Origin of the sequence: Cytobacillus sp. Hm23 (assembly GCF_051842895.1) — a bacterium.
In the GTDB taxonomy this organism is placed as follows: domain Bacteria; phylum Bacillota; class Bacilli; order Bacillales; family SM2101; genus Nanhaiella.
In genome coordinates this window covers 61238-79785 of record NZ_JBPXRQ010000005.1, presented here as the reverse complement: position 1 = coordinate 79785, position 18548 = coordinate 61238, and the positions used below count along the sequence as shown (strand labels likewise).

At 34.6% G+C, this 18548-nt stretch carries 15 protein-coding genes and 2 other annotated features; of the genes, 10 read left to right on the top strand and 5 right to left on the bottom strand.

What is annotated here, in order from left to right; all coding sequences use genetic code 11:
• Positions 1-76: 76 nt before the first annotated feature.
• The 4 genes from gndA (at position 77) to rpiA (ending at position 4627) form a co-directional block, all read left to right on the top strand.
• On the top strand, positions 77-1489 hold the full coding sequence (gene gndA / locus ACSVDA_RS04860; RefSeq protein ID WP_485881320.1) for an NADP-dependent phosphogluconate dehydrogenase: 1413 nt from the start codon (positions 77-79) through the stop codon (positions 1487-1489).
• Positions 1490-1576: 87 nt separating this feature from the next.
• A complete protein-coding gene (locus ACSVDA_RS04855; protein ID WP_485881318.1) occupies positions 1577-2362 on the top strand; it encodes an alpha/beta fold hydrolase in 786 nt (261 codons plus the stop codon).
• 70 nt (positions 2363-2432) lie between these two features.
• Positions 2433-3764, top strand: coding sequence for a CoA-disulfide reductase (locus ACSVDA_RS04850; protein ID WP_485881316.1), 1332 nt, complete (start codon positions 2433-2435; stop codon positions 3762-3764).
• Positions 3765-3955: 191 nt separating this feature from the next.
• On the top strand, positions 3956-4627 hold the full coding sequence (gene rpiA, locus ACSVDA_RS04845; protein ID WP_485881314.1) for a ribose-5-phosphate isomerase RpiA: 672 nt from the start codon (positions 3956-3958) through the stop codon (positions 4625-4627).
• A gap of 216 nt (positions 4628-4843) precedes the next feature.
• On the opposite strand, the gene ACSVDA_RS04840 is transcribed toward rpiA, so the two are convergent.
• Together ACSVDA_RS04840 and zwf are read right to left on the bottom strand one after the other, a co-directional pair.
• The gene (locus ACSVDA_RS04840) at positions 4844-5458 is read right to left on the bottom strand and encodes a cyclase family protein (RefSeq protein ID WP_485881312.1); all 615 of its coding nucleotides are present in this window, start codon (positions 5456-5458) and stop codon (positions 4844-4846) included.
• Positions 5459-5522: 64 nt separating this feature from the next.
• A complete protein-coding gene (gene zwf / locus ACSVDA_RS04835; protein WP_485881310.1) occupies positions 5523-7001 on the bottom strand; it encodes a glucose-6-phosphate dehydrogenase in 1479 nt (492 codons plus the stop codon).
• A gap of 420 nt (positions 7002-7421) precedes the next feature.
• Between zwf and rnz the strand changes: the two genes are divergently transcribed.
• Positions 7422-8363 carry a ribonuclease Z gene (gene rnz / locus ACSVDA_RS04830; RefSeq protein ID WP_485881308.1) on the top strand — a complete coding sequence of 314 codons (942 nt, stop codon included), beginning with the start codon at positions 7422-7424 and terminating at the stop codon, positions 8361-8363.
• 122 nt (positions 8364-8485) lie between these two features.
• On the opposite strand, the gene proI is transcribed toward rnz, so the two are convergent.
• Positions 8486-9322, bottom strand: coding sequence for a pyrroline-5-carboxylate reductase ProI (proI, locus tag ACSVDA_RS04825; protein ID WP_485881306.1), 837 nt, complete (start codon positions 9320-9322; stop codon positions 8486-8488).
• 70 nt (positions 9323-9392) lie between these two features.
• Positions 9393-9624 (bottom strand) — a binding site (T-box leader).
• Positions 9625-10029: 405 nt separating this feature from the next.
• On the opposite strand from proI, the gene ACSVDA_RS04820 reads away from it, so the two are divergent.
• The 3 genes from ACSVDA_RS04820 (at position 10030) to ACSVDA_RS04810 (ending at position 14347) form a co-directional block, all read left to right on the top strand.
• Positions 10030-10995 (top strand): MBL fold metallo-hydrolase, encoded by a 966-nt coding sequence (locus ACSVDA_RS04820; RefSeq protein WP_485881304.1) that lies wholly within the window; start codon positions 10030-10032, stop codon positions 10993-10995.
• Between the two features lie 283 nt (positions 10996-11278).
• Positions 11279-11536: a binding site (T-box leader), on the top strand.
• Between the two features lie 69 nt (positions 11537-11605).
• Complete coding sequence (locus tag ACSVDA_RS04815) at positions 11606-13276, top strand: glutamine--tRNA ligase/YqeY domain fusion protein (protein ID WP_485881302.1); 1671 nt, start codon at positions 11606-11608, stop codon at positions 13274-13276.
• Between the two features lie 282 nt (positions 13277-13558).
• The gene (locus ACSVDA_RS04810; RefSeq protein ID WP_485881300.1) at positions 13559-14347 is read left to right on the top strand and encodes an SDR family NAD(P)-dependent oxidoreductase; all 789 of its coding nucleotides are present in this window, start codon (positions 13559-13561) and stop codon (positions 14345-14347) included.
• Positions 14348-14502: 155 nt separating this feature from the next.
• On the opposite strand, the gene ACSVDA_RS04805 is transcribed toward ACSVDA_RS04810, so the two are convergent.
• Complete coding sequence (locus tag ACSVDA_RS04805) at positions 14503-14967, bottom strand: hypothetical protein (protein WP_485881298.1); 465 nt, start codon at positions 14965-14967, stop codon at positions 14503-14505.
• 541 nt (positions 14968-15508) lie between these two features.
• Here ACSVDA_RS04805 and ACSVDA_RS04800 point away from each other — a divergent pair.
• Positions 15509-16453, top strand: a complete 945-nt coding sequence (locus tag ACSVDA_RS04800) for a dTDP-glucose 4,6-dehydratase (protein ID WP_485881296.1) — start codon at positions 15509-15511, stop codon at positions 16451-16453.
• 106 nt (positions 16454-16559) lie between these two features.
• Here the strand turns inward: ACSVDA_RS04800 and ACSVDA_RS04795 are convergent, their stop codons facing one another.
• The gene (locus tag ACSVDA_RS04795; RefSeq protein ID WP_485881295.1) at positions 16560-17681 is read right to left on the bottom strand and encodes a putative capsular polysaccharide synthesis family protein; all 1122 of its coding nucleotides are present in this window, start codon (positions 17679-17681) and stop codon (positions 16560-16562) included.
• Positions 17682-17998: 317 nt separating this feature from the next.
• Between ACSVDA_RS04795 and ACSVDA_RS04790 the strand changes: the two genes are divergently transcribed.
• On the top strand, positions 17999-18538 hold the full coding sequence (locus tag ACSVDA_RS04790) for a hypothetical protein (RefSeq protein WP_485881293.1): 540 nt from the start codon (positions 17999-18001) through the stop codon (positions 18536-18538).
• The last annotated feature ends 10 nt before the right edge of the window (positions 18539-18548 follow it).

The following is an 18548-nucleotide window of genomic DNA, read 5'->3' as shown; positions in this document are numbered from 1 at the left end:
ACTTGATTATAGTAGTATATTTGTGGTATTTTCAAGGTTGAATATAGAATTTGTTGATAGAAAGGAAGTACTTATCATGACAAAACAGCAAATTGGTGTGATCGGCTTAGCGGTCATGGGGAAAAATTTAGCATTTAATATTGAAAGTAGAGGGTACTCTATATCTGTATATAATCGTTCACGTGAAAAAACGGATGAAATGCTTAGTGAAGCACAAGGAAAAAATGTAAAACCTACTTATAGCATTGAAGAATTTGTGGAATCACTTGAAGTACCACGGAAAATCATGTTGATGGTTAAGGCAGGGAAACCGACGGATGCAACGATTGAACAATTACTTCCTCACTTATCAAAAGGGGATATTTTAATAGACGGTGGAAATACTTATTTTGGCGATACACAAAGAAGAAACCAACTGTTAGCTGAGAAAGGCATTCACTTTATTGGTACAGGGGTTTCAGGTGGAGAAGAAGGTGCTTTAAAAGGCCCAGCTATTATGCCAGGTGGCCAAAAGGAAGCATACGAGCTTGTACGACCAATTTTTGAAGCTATTTCCGCAAAAGTTGATGGTGAGCCTTGTTGTACATATATTGGCCCAGATGGAGCTGGACATTATGTGAAAATGGTGCATAATGGAATTGAATATGGCGATATGCAACTTATTAGTGAAGCTTATTTTCTATTGAAAAACGTCTTAGGATTAAACGCTTTAGAACTTCATGAAATATTTAAAGAGTGGAATACAGGTGAACTTGATAGTTATCTCATTGAAATCACAGCAGATATATTCAAAAAAGTTGATGAGGAAACGGGGAAACCTCTAGTTGATGTTATCTTAGATACAGCTGGTCAAAAAGGTACAGGGAAGTGGACAAGCCAAAGTGCTCTTGACCTTGGTGTACCATTACCTATTATTACAGAATCTGTTTTTGCGCGCTTCATATCTGCTATGAAGGAAGAACGGGTTAAAGCAAGCTCCATGTTAAGTGGTCCACAATCACCTGCTTTTGACGGAGATAGACAAGAGTTTATTGAAGCCGTAAGAAAAGCATTGTATATGAGTAAAATATGTTCCTACGCTCAAGGCTGGGCTCAATATAAAGCTGCTTCTGAAGAATATGATTGGAATCTACAATACGGAGATATTGCGATGATTTTTAGAGGCGGATGTATTATTCGAGCAAGATTCCTACAAAAAATTAAGGATGCATATGATAGAGATACTCATTTACCAAACCTTTTGCTTGATCCATATTTTAAAGAGATCGTTGAAAGCTATCAATCATCACTACGTGAGATTATTGCTAGTGCGGTGAAGTTAGGTATTCCTGTACCTGCACTTTCTAGTGCTCTCGCTTATTACGATAGTTATCGTACTGAAACTTTACCTGCAAACCTACTTCAAGCACAGCGTGACTATTTTGGTGCGCATACGTATAAAAGAATTGATAAAGAAGGCATTTTCCATACAGAATGGTTAGAAAAATAAAAGTAATGAAGAAAGCTCCTTAAGGTGGGGCTTTCTTTTGTATATTTGAAGGTTAAATTATTTATTAGTCAATAGGAGGGGGAAATTTTGCTAAAGAAGCGGTTCATATCGGGAAATTTAACACTATCATATGAAGATGTTGGACAAGGTGAACCAATTGTCTTACTGCATGGGTTTTGTGGGAGTCTTGCATATTGGGAAAGGATTATGCCAAAATTAGCGAAACAATATCGAGTAATTGCTCCTGATTTACGCGGGCACGGAGGTTCAACTTATCAAACCGACGATTATACCATTGAAGATATGGCTGAAGATATTAAACTTTTGTTAGAAGCGCTGAATATTAATAAAGTTTCAATGTTTGGACATTCCTTAGGTGGGTACATTACACTCGCTTTTGTAGAACGTTATAGTAGCATGCTAAATAGTTTTTCACTCATTCATTCGACTGCTTTTGCTGATTCAGATGAGGCGATAGCCGGTAGGGAAGCGAATATAAAAAAAGTTGAGAAAGACGGGGTAGACCCCTTAATTAATGGTTTAGTCCCTAAGCTTTTTTCGGAAAATAACGTAATGAAAATGAAGGAAGAGGTGGCTTACATAAAGGAAATTGGGTATAAAACATCAAAAGAGGGAACTATTGGTGCGTTAAATGCAATGAAAAATCGCCCAAATCGAAGCGATATACTAGAGCATACTTCTTTACCTGTGTTATTAGTCGCAGGAGAACAGGATCGAATCATATCAACAGCAAAGGTGTTTTCCACTTCAAAAGACAATATAACTCAATCTCTTATTAAACACGTTGGTCATATGAGCATGTTTGAGGATAGTGAACAGTTATTATCAGATATAAAAAGTTTTTTATCATGAGAACCGATAAAAAATAATTTCGCTGTTACTGAAAATCATTGATAAATATAAGAGTGGGGAGGATGATTTTTTGAATTACGTAATTATAGGCGGTGATGCAGCTGGTATGAGTGCTGCTATGCAAATTATTAGAAATGACAGCGATGCTATGGTCACAACATTAGAAAAAGGTGGAATTTATTCTTATGGCCAATGCGGTTTACCATATACGATAAGTGGAGTAATTCCATCCACAGAGAAACTTATAGCTAGGTCTGTGGAGACTTTTCGAGACAAATATGGAATTAATGCACAAATATACCACGAAGTTCAAAATGTTATTCCTGAAGAAAAAGTAGTTCAAGGTATTAACAGCCATACTGGAGAAACGTTCGCTTATGAGTATGATAAATTATTAATTGCTAGCGGTGCATCACCTGTCGTTCCAAAATGGAAGGGTGTGGACCTTAAGCGTGTGTTTACACTGAAAACAATCCCAGATGCTAATAGCATACTTGAAGAACTGGATGATAATATAAACAATGTAACTGTAATTGGTGGTGGTTACATTGGCTTAGAGATGGCAGAAAACTTCAAAATGCTTGGAAAAAATGTTCGCATGATTCAACGTGGTAGTCAATTGGGAAGTATTTTTGATGAAGATATGGCTGAACTCATTCATGAAGAAGCAACAAAGCATGGAATAGAGTTAAATACAAATGAGAATGTCCTTTCCTTGAATGGGGATAAATTTGTTGAATCAGTGCAAACAGATCGTGGTGAATATGACACAGATCTCGTTTTAATAGCTATCGGTGCAAGACCTAATACGACATTTGTGAAAGACGCGGGGCTTGCTTTTGGCGTAAAGGGTGCAATTCAAATAAATCGTTATATGCAAACAAATATAGAGGATGTGTATGCGGCAGGAGATTGTGCAGTACAATATCATATGGTAAAAGGACAAGATGACTATATTCCTCTTGGCACGACAGCAAACAAGCAGGGAAGGCTTGCTGGTTTAAATATGGTAGGAAAGTCAAGAGCTTTTGCAGGAGTTACGGGGTCATCCATTATAAAATTTATGGATCTATCGTTAGGGAGAACAGGACTCTCTGAGAAAGAAGCTCATGCTTTAAAAATTCCCTATGAAACAGTAAAAATAACTACGAAGCATATTGCAGGGTATTATCCAGGAGCTGATCCAATACATATTAAGCTAGTTTATAGAAGTGATAACCATCTTTTACTTGGTGGACAATTGATCGGTAAAGCAGGGGTCGATAAGCGTGTGGACGTATTAGCAACAGGGCTGTATAATCGCATGTCAGTAAACGAACTAGAAGATCTTGATCTATGTTATGCTCCGCCATTTAACGGTGCGTGGGATCCGATTCAACAGGCTGCTAGAAGGGTACGGTAAACACTAGAATCATAGTTGTAGCATTAATTGATATTTTTTGTATTGACAAATCATTATGTATATAACTCAAGTTCGAGCACCTATTTCTTCGTTAACAACTATGAAATTGTATAAAAGTTGCTTAGCAGTTCAAATATATTAACCATAACAACAAAGTTTCTAAAAAATTATTATAAAATAAGGAGGCTTATGTGGATACAAAAAGAATTGCAGGAGAAAAAGCAGTAGAATATATTACAGATGGAATGACAGTAGGACTTGGAACGGGCTCAACAGTATATTGGACAATTAAAAAGCTCGGTGAGTTAGTGAATGCAGGACTTTCGGTAAAGACTATACCTACCTCAATTCAGACAGAGATATTAGCAAGAAAGTTAAATATACCATTGAGTAATTTTGATGAAATAAAAGAACTTGATATAACAATAGATGGTGCTGATGAAATTGATGCTGGGTATAATCTTATTAAAGGAGGAGGCGGTGCATTGTTGAGAGAGAAGCTAGTTGCTCTTTCATCAAAACAGCTAGTCATAGTTGCTGATGAAACCAAAATTGTGGAAACCTTGGGAAAGTTTCCACTACCTATTGAAGTTGTACCATTTGCTTGGCAAAGGACTGCTAAGCAAATTACTCAGCAATTGAATGTATTGCCTCAACTACGTACTGTTCAGAATGAGCCATATATTACTGACAATGGAAATTACATACTTGATTGTAATGTAAGTGACATTCATGCTCCAGCAGTGTTACATCAAAGCTTGAAACAAGTTTCAGGGGTCATTGACACAGGTTTGTTTCCGAATATGGCCAACGTAGTTATCATTGGGTCAAGTGATGGTGTGCAAGTTATTGAAAAGGTATAGGTTGTTCCTTTGTATATATTTGTCTACACTAAATTGCTTGCTAAGGTTAATACGGAAAAATGCTACAAACAATAGCGATATTAGCTTTTTATCTCATAAACAACGATCAATGTTTTAACAGTTGGACTAAAAAAATAAAATGTGTACATCTTTTAACATAAATAAAAGGATGTACACATTTTAATATTGAAAAACTATTTATGAGTGCTCTTTGTTTTACATACCTTCAAACAATAAAACACGCGCCGGAGCAGCATCACAGCCCTGCAGCTTTATTGGGGCAGCAACCATAAAGTATTCACCAGCAGCTACTTCTTTTAAGCGAAGACCTTCGATAATAATAACATCATTCGTAAATAATGTTTTATGTGTTGGATGTCCTGGTTGGCTTCTTTCGATGCCTAATGCATCAACACCAACACCCTTTATTCCTTTTTCAGCAAGATAATTTGCAGCTTCTTCATTTACAAAAATAAATTCAAAATTAAACTCTTCATCATACGAATTTTTCGTTTTGAATATAACAAAATCATTTTCCTGAATGTCGAATTTTTCAATGTCTTTTTTTGTAATCTGGTCTTCAACCTCTGTTAGGTCAAATACTTTACATTGGCCTACTAAGTCTTCAATTGATATTGTTTCAATCGTTTCACCATCATTAATCATATGTAGAGGTGCATCAACATGCGTTCCACTGTGCACATCCATATCAATTCGAGATTCGGTTATATAATCATTAGTTACAGTCGTTAAACTCGGTTGTTTTGCAGGTGTATTTTTGTACACAGGCATTCCTGTATAAACTTGTGCAGTCACATCATACATCTTCATTATTATTCAATTCCTTTCATGGGGTATGGCCCCCGCTAAATTAATATGTATATCTGGTGGAGGGTTAAACCCCCCACCAAGCAAAGCCATCTTTCGCAAGGAGTTGATCTGCTAATTTTGGTCCTGTTGTGCCAGCTTCATAATTAGGAAAATCTTGTGCTTTCTCTTTTTCCCAAACAGATGATATTGTATCAACAAATTTCCAAGAAAGAGCGACTTCATCCCAATGCGTAAAGTTTGTAGCATCACCCCTCATACAATCAAAGATAAGTTTTTCATATGCTTCAGGCGTATTTATGCCGTCCACACAATTATTGCAATAATCTAGCTGTATAGGTGTTGTTTTCATCGTCTGTCCACTTCTTTTTGCATTCAAATGCAATGTAATTCCTTCATCTGGTTGAATGTGTATGACGAGTAGATTAGGGTGCATCGTTTCGCCTTTTTTATAATAGAGATTCATCGGTACATCATTAAATTGAACTACGACTTTCGTTGATTTAGTAGGCATTCTTTTACCTGTTCTTATGTAAAAAGGCACCCCTGCCCAGCGAAAATTATCGATAAGTAGTTTTCCAGCTACATACGTTTCAGTATTAGATTCTGCATCAACTAAATTTTCATCACGATATGCGCTCACGTTCTTATCGTTAACGATACCTTTTCCGTATTGACCACGAACAAAATAATCATTAACTTCTTGTTCTTCTATTGGACGAAGTGCACCTAATACTTTTACTTTCTCATTTCGAATTTCTTTTGTTGCAAGTTTACTTGGTGGCTCCATTGCTAGAAGAGATACGATTTGTAGCATATGGTTTTGCAGCATATCCCGTAATGCTCCGGATTTTTCATAGTATCGTCCACGATCTTCGACACCAAGTGATTCACTAGACGTGATTTGGATATTTGATATATATCTATTATTCCAGAGCGGTTCAAATAAAGCATTCGCAAAGCGAATAACTTCGATATTTTGAACCATTTCTTTACCCAAGTAATGATCGATACGATATATTTGATCTTCAGAGAAGGATTCTCTAATTTGTTCATTTAATTTTTGTGCCGATGGTAGGTCATGGCCGAAAGGTTTTTCAATGACTAGCCTTGACCACCCTTGAGTGTTTGTTAATCCTTCTGATTTTAAGAAAGAGGCAATTGTACCGAAAAACTCCGGAGCCATTGCTAAATAAAACATTCGGTTGCCCACGGTGTTATATTTTGTATCAAGTGTGTCTACTAACTCCTTTAATTCCTCGTATGAAGAACTATTCGTTACGTCAAAAGGGTGATAGTAAAAATGCGACGTAAAATCATCATTATCAAGCTCTTGGATATTGGAATCTTCAATCGAAGTTTTTACATCGTTACGGAACTCTTCGTTTGATAAAGGTCGCCTTGCAACCCCCACAACTGCAAAGTCATTAGACATCTTTTTTTCCTTAAATAGGTTATAAATGGAGGGATATAATTTTCGCTTTGCTAAGTCACCTGTTGCTCCAAAAATAATAATAATTGCTTTTGGTTTTTCTACATTGCTCACGCTCAAAACCTCTCTCTTCTCGTAGCGTTAAAAGTATTTATGCAATACTTAATTGTGGTTTGTAAGTAAAAGGAAAATATATGATATTAGCTCATCCTTTATATTTAGTTTTATCATAAATGACTACAAAAATAAAATTTATAGCAACCAATTTTATGTTTTAAAAGAAAAAGTACGATAAAATAGGTTAATATTCTACATATTTATCGGTAAAAAGTCGACACCTGCATAATAAACTTATGTATGAAAGGTTTACTTAGTTAACAGAGGTCTTTTAACACCAACAGCTACTGGTATGATGAAGTTTGGGATTTATTATTTGAAGAAATCATACATGAGTTTAACTATCATTTTTCTTTTTGCCTAATTCAACTGCAGTTGTTATGCTTAGTATAGTGCAACGGTAGGGGAGGTATTATTATGGAAGTTATTTTTTTAGGAACTGGAGCTGGTGTGCCTGCAAAGGAGCGGAACGTAACATCAATCGCTTTACAATTGTTAGAAGAGCGTGCATCCGTATGGCTTTTTGATTGTGGTGAAGCAACTCAACACCAAATTTTACATACATCTATTCGCCCAAGGAGAATAGACAAAATTTTTATCACCCATCTTCACGGCGATCATATTTTTGGACTTCCAGGGTTATTAGGAAGCCGATCGTTTCAAGGTGGAGAAACACCAGTGACAGTTTATGGACCGACCGGCATTAAAGATTATTTATCGATCTCCTTAAAAACTAGTAGCACCCGTTTAAAATATGATTTACATATTCATGAAGTTGATGAAGGATTGATCTATGAGGATGAGCAATTTCATGTTACTGCAGGTAAACTTGAACATGGTATTACTTCCTATGGATATCGAATTGTTGAAAAAGATTTACCAGGAGCGTTACTTGTAGACGAGTTAAAAGCACGTGGTATCCCCCCTGGTCCAATATACCAACAAATAAAAAAGGGTTTAACTATTGAGCTAGAGAACGGTGACATCATTGATGGAAAACAATTTATTGGTCCAAGCCAAAAAGGGAGAATTATTACGGTTTTAGGAGATACGAGAAGCAACGAAAAAAGTGTTGAACTCGGTAAAAATGCAGACTTATTGATTCATGAAGCAACTTTTGGAGGAGCTGAAGAAGAGTTAGCTTATAATTATTTTCATTCAACTAGTTATGAAGCTGCAGAGATTGCAAAAAAGGCTAATGTTAAAGCTTTGATGCTAACACATATTAGCTCGCGCTATCAGGGGAGTAGCTCTGAAGTGCTTGTAAATGAGGCTCGTGAGATATTCGATAATACATATATGGCTCATGACTTTTTATCATATCCTATTCCAAGATTATCAAGAGGTACGAAAGGTTAATGTCAATTTTATTGATATGAAGTTAGTTTCTACTTCATCAAAAGGGGTTTGCCATCAGGTGGGGCAAACTTCCACCTGATGAATAGACTACTTTAAGGTAGAATTGGGTATGCTGAGCTTTGCTATTTAACAAGTTGTGTTAAAGCTGCCCCCAATTCAGTTGATCGATCAGTTGCCCGTTTTATACATGCAATTACAGCTTGTTGATATTGGTGCTGCTCTAGGACCTTTATGCCAGCTTCTGTTGTACCACCTGGACTTGTCACCTCGCGTCTAAGTGTAGCAGGTTGTTTTTCTGATGTCTTTAACATTTCTGCTGCTCCGATAATTGTTTGTAAAATGAGCTCTTTGGCAACAGCTTTATCTAAACCAATTTCAACTGATGCATTTTCCATCGCTTCCACTAAATAATATACATATGCTGGCCCACTTCCAGAAAGGCCTGTTACAGCATGTAACTTGTCTTCAGCAACGATAGTAACGATCCCTACAGTTTCAAACAATGTTCTAGCAATTTCTAAATGGCTTTTTGAACTATATGTTCCTTGTGCCAAAGCAGTTGCGGACTTGCCAATGGTTGCAGACGTATTTGGCATGGCTCGTATAACAGGATTTTTTTTCTGTAAAAGTTCTTTTATAGATGTCGTAGAAACACCTGCCAACAAAGAAATTATGAGCTGATCTGCTCGAATATAGTTTGATATTGAGGACAACCCTTCAGCCACATCTTTCGGTTTCATTGCTAGGACGATAACATCTGCATTCTTTATGAGGCTTTCGTTAGAGGTAGTCGTTGTCACCCCGTATTTATTCGATAATTCTACTAAGCGAGAATAGTTGGAGCGATTTGTTACTGAAATTTGCTTTGGCTTATACAGTGATTCCTTCACCATACCAGCTATTAGCGCCTCAGCCATCGAACCTGCTCCGATGAAAGCAATATTTAACTCAGTGCTCATTGTAATCCCTCCAAAATCAAATTGATATTCCAAAAAGCATAAGAAATATAATAAGACCTATTCCGTCCATAAAAAGGACGGAATAGGTCTATTTCCGCGGTACCACCTTCATTGACAATAACACTCGAAACTCACACGAATGAAAATCGTCCAGCTCTCTCCCGTAACGTGGGCATACGGTTAGTTTTGCTAACTGCTCCTGGGTAGGTTCATTGATTAAGTGGGTTATGAAATCTTTCAGCCGGTGGATTTCATTCTCTTATTACCATTAATCATTTACTAGTCCCATTCAGCGCATTTGCTTATTTGGTTAGAAGGCATATTTCCCTAGGTTATTTGTGTATAGATATCGAGCTCGATTGGGCTCAAATCGCTTCAGACAAACATTTGAAGAGAAAAGGTGTATGCTTGTGTTTGTCATTCAGTTCATTTACCCAACAAGTTTTGATTTTCAGTTTTCTTATTTGTTTGTCATTATGAATTGTCCACATCTATTTGTCAATAGCTATCAGTTGATTTTTTTTACCGCATTAACGCGTTATCATATCTAATTATTTGAATATAATGACAAGTGAGAGGAAAACATGTAAACTATGATACATAGTATATGATTATTAAACTCCTCATGTTAAGGGAGCTATCAAATTGTAGGTTAACAGCTGGAAAATGATTATATAAATATAATTGAATATGAAAGGGTGAAAATTATGGAGCAAATTTTAAAATTAACTGTACCAACACCATTTCCAGTTGGTGATGTTAATATGTATCTCATAAAAGGTGACAGCTTAACGTTAATAGACGCTGGAATTAAAACAGAGGAAGCATGGAATGTTTTTAGAACTCAATTAAATGAATACGGCTATCGCCCAGAGGATATTGAGCAAGTTGTTATTACACATCATCATCCAGATCATGTTGGTTTACTAGATTATTTACCTGCTGATTTACCGGTTATTGGTCATCCGAAAAATGAGCCATGGATTAGTCAAGATAAGGAATACTTAACGCAAAGGGAATCTTTTTTTACATCACTTTTTTTTCAAGCGGGTATAGATCCAGCCTATATGCCTCTCATCGCGAAAATGAAGCTGTCTCTCCGCTTTTCTTGCACTCGGTCATTAACAGGTGAAATTATTCAAGGTGAAACGATTGATGGTTTGCATGAATGGAAGGTTATAGAAACACCAGGGCATGCCCAAAGCCATATCGTGCTTTATCGTGAATCAGATGGACTGTTAATTGCAGGTGATCATTTATTAGCAGCTATTTCACCTAACCCGCTGCTTGAAGCACCTATGTTTGGTGAGATAAGCCGTCCAAAACCTCAATTACAATATAATGAGTCAATTAAAAAGCTACTTGATATTGATATCTCTTATGCTTTTACTGGTCACGGAGAAGATATAGAAGATGCACATTCGTTAATTCTTAAACGCCTTGAAAAACAAAAAGAAAAGGCATATTATGTGCTAGACATGTTAAAGAAAAAACCTATGACTGCTTTTGAGGTGTGTAAGCAGATGTATCCTTCTGTTTATCAAAAGGAGTTAGCTCTCACAATGTCTGAAGCGTTTGGGCAATTGGACTATTTAGTGGATATCAACGAAATTGTAGTCGATACATCAAGCGAGCAATGGCTATATTCCGTTCAAGTTTCTAAAGTGTTGTAACGTGAACAAGTTGTAAGTGTTTAATGGCTAACGGTTCTAGGACCAGTTAGCCTTATTTAAATAGATGGCTCTTATGCTAAACCTCTATATATTGTTTTAAATTTTTTATCTTCAATTTGTACTGCTAATTCGTGTGTTGTTTCTTTCTCAGACCTCAGTGGGTGTGAATAGTGAATAGGTAGCTTAAACATTAAAACGTATATATTTTAACAATTTAGTGTATTTTAGAAGTAAATATTTACAAAAAATGCTTGCACTGATACTATAAAAAAAACTAAAAATTGTAATCGCGACGAAGAGAAGAGTAGATAATATTAATTCTTTACAGAGAGCTCCAACTGCTGAAAAGGAGTAAGAATTATTTGTTGAACCAAGCCTCAGAGTATCGCATTGGAACTTATTTTAAGGGATAGTGTGACAGGTGCTCCTGTTATAGAGCTAGGGTATAAGTATTAAATTTTAATACCGTACCTGAAGAGGTTAATATGGTGACATATTAACAAACTGGGGTGGTACCACGATATATAATCTCGTCCCCAAGACATAACTAGTCTTGGGGGTGAGATTTTTTTTGTTGAACCATTCAAATTTAAATTTAGGAGGATAGAAAATGAGTGAGAATAAGATAATTACCAACGGTTTTATAGATAGATTAATCGAAGACGACTTAATGGATGGTACTTTTAATAGACCTATTTGTACAAGGTTCCCACCTGAGCCAAATGGATATCTTCATATTGGTAGTGTTTATGCTATTCATACAAACTTTATGGTCTCTCAAAAGTTTAATGGGAATTTTAATCTACGCTTTGATGATACAAACCCTTTAAAAGAGGATATTGAGTTTGTTAATGCAATTATTGAGGATATTAATTGGTTAGGCTATCGCCCAGGTAATCGAGTATTTTATGGGTCAGACTATTCTAATGAAATTTTTAATGCTGCTGTTACATTGATAAAAAAAGGTAAAGCTTATGTTTGTGACCTTTCTCCTGAAGAAATTACAAATTATCGTGGTACTTTAATTGAACCTGGAAAAAATAGTCCATATAGAGAAAGAACTATTGATAAAAATTTATCTTTATTCTTAAAGATGAAAAAGGGTGAATTTCCAACAGCTTCTAAAGTATTACGAGCAAAAATAGATATGGAGTCGCCAAATATCAATTTAAGAGACCCTATCTTATATAGGATCATTCACAAAAACCATTATAGAACGGGTAGTGATTGGTGTATGTATCCGATGTATGATTTTGCACATCCAATTCAAGATTCAATAGAAGGGGTTACACATTCTCTATGTTCCATAGAATTTAGAGACCATCGTCCGTTATACGAATGGGTATTAAGTGAACTCGATGTAAAAGAACCACCGAAACAAAGAGAGTTTGGCAGAGTAAATCTAACAGGAGTTGTAACTAGTAAAAGATATTTAAGAGAGCTGGTAACAGAAGGGTATGTAGATGGATGGGATGACCCGAGATTACCAACAATAAGGGGATTAAGAAGAAGAGGAGTTACTCCAGAAAGTATCAGAAAGTTTATAAATGAAATTGGTTTTGTAAAACATCAAAGCACTGTTAATTATGCAATGCTTGAAAGTATCGTTCGTAACGAACTGAAACCGAAAGTGAAAAGTGTTATGGCTGTCTTAAATCCTTTAAAGGTTACTATTACGAACTTTGATGAAAATAAGAAGGAAATGCTATCAATTGACAACAATGTAGAAAATCCTAATTTAGGAAAGAGAGCTGTACCTTTTTCAAGCGTAATTTATATTGAAAAAGATGATTTTATGGAAGTGCCCGTAAAAGGTTTTAAAAGGTTAACATTGAATTCAGAGGTTCGATTAAAGGGAGCCTATTTTATTAAGTGTAATGAAGTTATAAAGGATGAGACTGGTGAAATTATTGAACTTCGTTGTACGTATGACCAAAAAACAAAAAGTGGAACAGGTTTTACAGGCAGAAAAGTAAAGGGTACGATTCATTGGGTTTCAGCTCTACATGGTGTAAAAGCAGACGTTATATTATATGAGAAATTATTCGAGAATGAAGATATCGTAAAGGACAAAGAGAAAACATGGATGGAAAAAATCAATCCGAATTCGAAAGTGATTAAAAAAGACTGTGTCATAGAACCTGCTATTAACAACTCAAAGATTGAAAGTAAGTTTCAATTTTTCCGTCATGGTTATTTCAACGTAGATAAAAATTCATCAGCCGAAAAGTTAATTTTCAACAGAATTGTTGCATTAAAAGATTCTTGGAAAAGAAAATAGCAAGAAAATAATCCAAGTGATAAAATTACAATATCAGTAAACGTCTAATAAACTAGAAACTACCTCAATTATTAAGGCAATCAATATTTATTTTTGAAAAGAAAAGAATTGAAAATGGTTTAGTAAATGTTCGATCCTATCAGGTGTATTAATGCATGTGAAAATACAATGCTTGTCTATAGATAAAAAAACTTTTAAAGGCTACAATTGATAAAACCGTCATATAAAAATAAAATGAACAAATATGTCTCTTATGGAACTTAATTTTTGCGGGGGAGAAGTATGAATACACTATTAAATAAAAACATCGTTATTACAGGAGCTTCCTCAGGGATTGGTGAAAAAATTGCTTTGAAGGTGGCTGAGATGGGTGCTCGCCCTATAATGCTAGCTCGATCTGAAGACAAATTAAGAGAAATTTCATCATATATAAATGAAAAAGCTTCAGTCGATAGTCTGTATCTTCCACTTGATGTAAGTAACTTAGCTCAAGTAAAGGTAGTTTTTCAACAAATTTATCAACAAGTTGGACATATAGACATTCTCGTAAATAACGCTGGATTCGGTATTTTTGATTCATTTATTGAAGCAAATATGGATGATATTGAACGAATGTTTGCGGTAAATGTACTTGGGTTAACGGCTTGTACGAAGGAAGTGCTACCTTCTATGGTAAGCAATAACTCGGGGCATATAATAAACATTGCATCTCAAGCGGGCAAATTGGCCACACCTAAATCTAGTGGTTATTCAGCTAGCAAGCATGCAGTCATCGGATTTACAAATAGTTTAAGAATGGAGCTTGTTAAAACAAATATTCATGTTTCAGCAGTTAATCCCGGACCAATTGAAACAAGTTTTTTCAATACTGCTGATAAATCAGGTAATTATGTGAAAAATGTAAAAAAAATAATCTTGAAATCAGAGTATGTGTCTGAGCAAATCATAAAATTAATGATTAATCCTAAGCGAGAGTTAAATTTACCTAGATGGATGAATGCTGGTAGTGTTTTGTACCATTTATTTCCTAGAGTTTTTGAGAAATTTGCAGGAGTATTTGATAAGAAATAACATTAGTTAATGAAGGGTAATTGAAAAATTACACATCAAAACAAACCACCGATATGAACGGTGGTAATTTGTCTAAGTGTGCTTAGTTAAGGTTTGTGAAGTTTTGGAATTGAAAGTAATTCTCGTATCAGTGTTACAGTAACAGAATATTGACGCTATAATGTTCCAGTATTATTCGTCTGGAAAGGTGTAGTAGTTATGCATCTTTCTGAACAAGTAAAATTCCAAGATATACTACACCTATCGTCAATGGAGGCTCCTCCACTACACGAAGCGGTTACTTCAGTAACATTTCTACGACAAAAAGAAAAACTTTGATTTTGAGATATAATTAAATCTTGTGTGAGTATTTCTGTGTTGTTTGAAAAGATACGTATAGTTGCGGTTTGGCAAGCCCCGTTATCAGCAGGTCCAGCGGGGTTATTACCCGTGGCAGAAATTGTTCCACTTAAAGAACCTTGTGTGTCTCCAGAAAAAATCCGGAATTCAGGGTCCGTACAAGTTAACGTAGTATCACCTTGCATGTCACTAATAAAGGTAGGACAGTCACAACAAGATGCCTTCTCTGTAGTAGTTACTTTAGTGCTACCACAGCATGAGGATGTAGTATATTTACCCATGTCTTAGCCTCTTTTCTTAGTTTGTCTAGTGTATTTTATTCTTGATAATTAGTAATGATTGGGCGTAAGAGTAAAAAAACATTTTGAAGGAAACTGAATCTGAATTTCAGTTCAAATACGATAAACGAGCACCTTTATTTTAGCCGTTCATCCTTATGAGGGTTATTGGACAGGGATTGCTCTAGCCTGTAGCATTACTTCCAATAGAATTTAACCTTATTGGATAGTCAATAACTCTTTGAAACTGATTTTATACTCCATAAGTAAATTACTTCAAGATTATTGTCACTAGTTCACACAAAGTGACTAGGGAGTGAATATTTAATCATTTGAGTAGTTATTTTATATATCTAAGGAAGCTTTGCTCATGTAGAGAAGGGTTTTTTTTTGAATGGAAAGATCATAAGTAAGTAACTTGACATCGTGGTGATCTAGCTCAATAGAAATTAGTATACATAGTACAACTTTAATCGGAATACATTGAGCATAAATAGAGTTGGAAGAAAAAATCGAGGTATTACTTTTTAGGAGGAGTCCGTCATTGAAAATGCTTGTTACAGGGGGAGCTGGTTTTATTGGAAGATGGGTTGTTAATCAGTTATTATCAGATCACCACAAAGTGTGGATAGTGGACGACCTATCAAACGGTAGAATAGAAAATATTCAAGAGTTTATCGGAAATGAAAATTTTATAGAATTTGTTCATGGGGATATTAAAGACACTACTTTATTAAACGAACTCTTTCAACAAAAGTTTGATCTTTGTTATCATCTTGCAGCAAGTATTAATGTACATGATAGCATTGAGTACCCAGCTATAACATTTAATAATGATACTATTGGAACATTTTACATCCTTGAACAATGCAAAAAGCATAGTGTGAAGCTTGTTTTTATGAGTACATGTATGGTTTATGAACGGTCTTCAAGTGACGAAGGTATTAATGAGGCACATCCAATTAAACCAACTTCGCCATATGCAGGAGCAAAAATAGCAGCTGAAAATATGGTGCTATCGTATTATTATGCATTTGGTCTTCCCACAGTAGTTGTTCGCCCGTTTAATACGTACGGTCCTTATCAAAAAACAAATGGCGAAGGTGGGGTAGTCACAAAATTTCTGCAAAATAAATTGAATGGTCAAAGCTTACATATTTATGGTGAGGGGAACCAAACGAGAGATTTCCTTTACGCAGATGACTGTGCTCAATTTGTTGTTGAAGCGGGATACTCTACTCAAGTAAATGGAGAAATTGTAAATGCGGGATTCGGGCATGATATTTCAATAAATGAGTTAGCAAAGATGATTGTTGATAGTGATTATTCTATGATTCAACACGTACCTCATATACATCCTCAAAGTGAAATTGAGAAACTATTATGTAATTATGATAAGGCAACACAACTATTAGGGTGGGAACCGAAAGTAAGCTTAGAAAAAGGAATAAGAAGAACTGAGGAGTGGGTTAAAAGTAGGTTAAGTTAAAGATATAATAAATTTTGGCAAGAAGGTGGATTAGTGGTTATTTTCTGCTAACTTCAAATGTCGCTCTCAATTTTTGTGATACAGTGTTACTTCTACAAATAAGAGATCACTTCTTTATATTCCACATTTTTAAAAATTGCTTAATTTCTACATCACTATAGAAGTGCTTTACAAATCTGGAATCATATATCTTATCAAGTTTTTTGTCACAGAAAACAATGCACTCTCGAAATTTAAGATATGCATTATAATATTCCTTTTGTGAAGCTAGATTTTCAAGTTGAAGGTCGAAATATTTTAATCCTAAAAATTGCTGAAACGCCTCTGGAGCATTTTGGTTTAAATTCTCTAACCTTAATAGCAAAAGCTCTACGTTATTGTGCTTATATATTTTGTAACCTTTTTCTACAGAAAACTCATTTGCAAAAACATCTATCCCAAACACTTTTTTCATTTCTAAGTCGAACCAAGAATCAAAACTCTCAAAAGGAGACTTAGTTGCTTCAACATCGAAATATTTGCATAGCAAATCTTCAATTGTTATCTTTCCATCTTTATATCTACTATTGAAATCCTTATAATGTGTATTAATATTCTGAAAGAACCAAGCTATACTTTGGGAAACTGGCTCTCTTATTAAAGTTATTATTTTCCAATTTTTTTTTTGATCATCTATATATTGGTTTAGAAACTGCGCTTCTCCATTTGGTTTAAAACCTTTGAAATGATAATTTCTAGTGGTTTCACTTTCTAATCCTAGCTCAGTCATATAATGGACATCATACAGATCAAAAAAATTTCTCAAAGATTTTTTTATTGTTTTTGAACCAACCTTCCCCATAGTGTATAAGACGATGGTGTAACCATTTAGTAAGTTTACTTCTTGGAAATATAAGTCATGTAAGTTTAAAATCTTTATATTTTTATAACTCCTATTTGATAATAATTTTACTATTTCTTTGGCTACTATATAGTGTTCAACAGAGACAATGATATAAGCAGGGTCTAATTCTTTAATTTTATCTAAACTGTGTATTTTTATTCCACTAATCTTACTATTTTGCTTTTCTACTGCACGGTCTATAAGACCTACTATATTTTTTTTCATTTCATTGTTTATACGACAAACAATATGTTCTGTAGTTCTCCCAGCTCCGTATATGGCAATTGTATTTTTTTCTAAAACTTTAGAAATAGCTTTTGACATCAAATCATATTTAATTATCATTTCCACCACCAATCAAGTCATGATGAATAACAATCGTTTTTTATATTTATTTCACAAACCAGACTCTTATAAATATATTTCACCTTTTCTTTTTTTAACTCATTTTATTCAACATTAATTTGAACTATGTTTAATAGCTCTAATTTTTGAACTATATTGTTAGATAACATAGGCCAACTTTAACTTGAATATATTGAATGTAGAACTAAGTAAAATTATTTAATGGGGTAAAAACAAAGGGAGAAAAAATTGTGAATCAGAAGGGCAATGATACAGGAATGGTTTCTATGATAAAAATATGAACAGGTGGGACTTTATTGGAAGAAAAAGAGGCATTAAAACAAGTGTATTCACATATAGCTGAAACCGCATATTCACAAATAATGAGAGAAGATTTTCATAAATTCAAGGGCGTAAGAAAGATTTTTATAATTAGGTCTAGTAGCTTGGAGGTATTTAGAAATTTTATTTCATTGTTATTTAGCATAAATGAAAATACATTTGTTTATGTACTTTCACACGCTAGAGATAAAGAGGAAATTACTGATATATGCAAAGGCAGATGTGAGGTAATTGAGTACTCTGGTAATAACACTTACAATGTTGATGTCCTTAAAAATCAAATAAATTATATAAAGAGCCTGAATATTAATGAATTTTGTATGCTTTTTAGTAACCGTCAAGGTATTGGTTATGAAAATATATGTGAAATTATGCTCAGTTTAACTGATAAAAATTTTTATGCCTACAATAGTTATGGAGAATTATTAAATATAAAAGGGCCTTCTAAATATTTTACATCATTAAATGCCATTAAAGCGTTAAGTGAATGGTATTGGGAGAAAATTGATAAATGAATATATATTA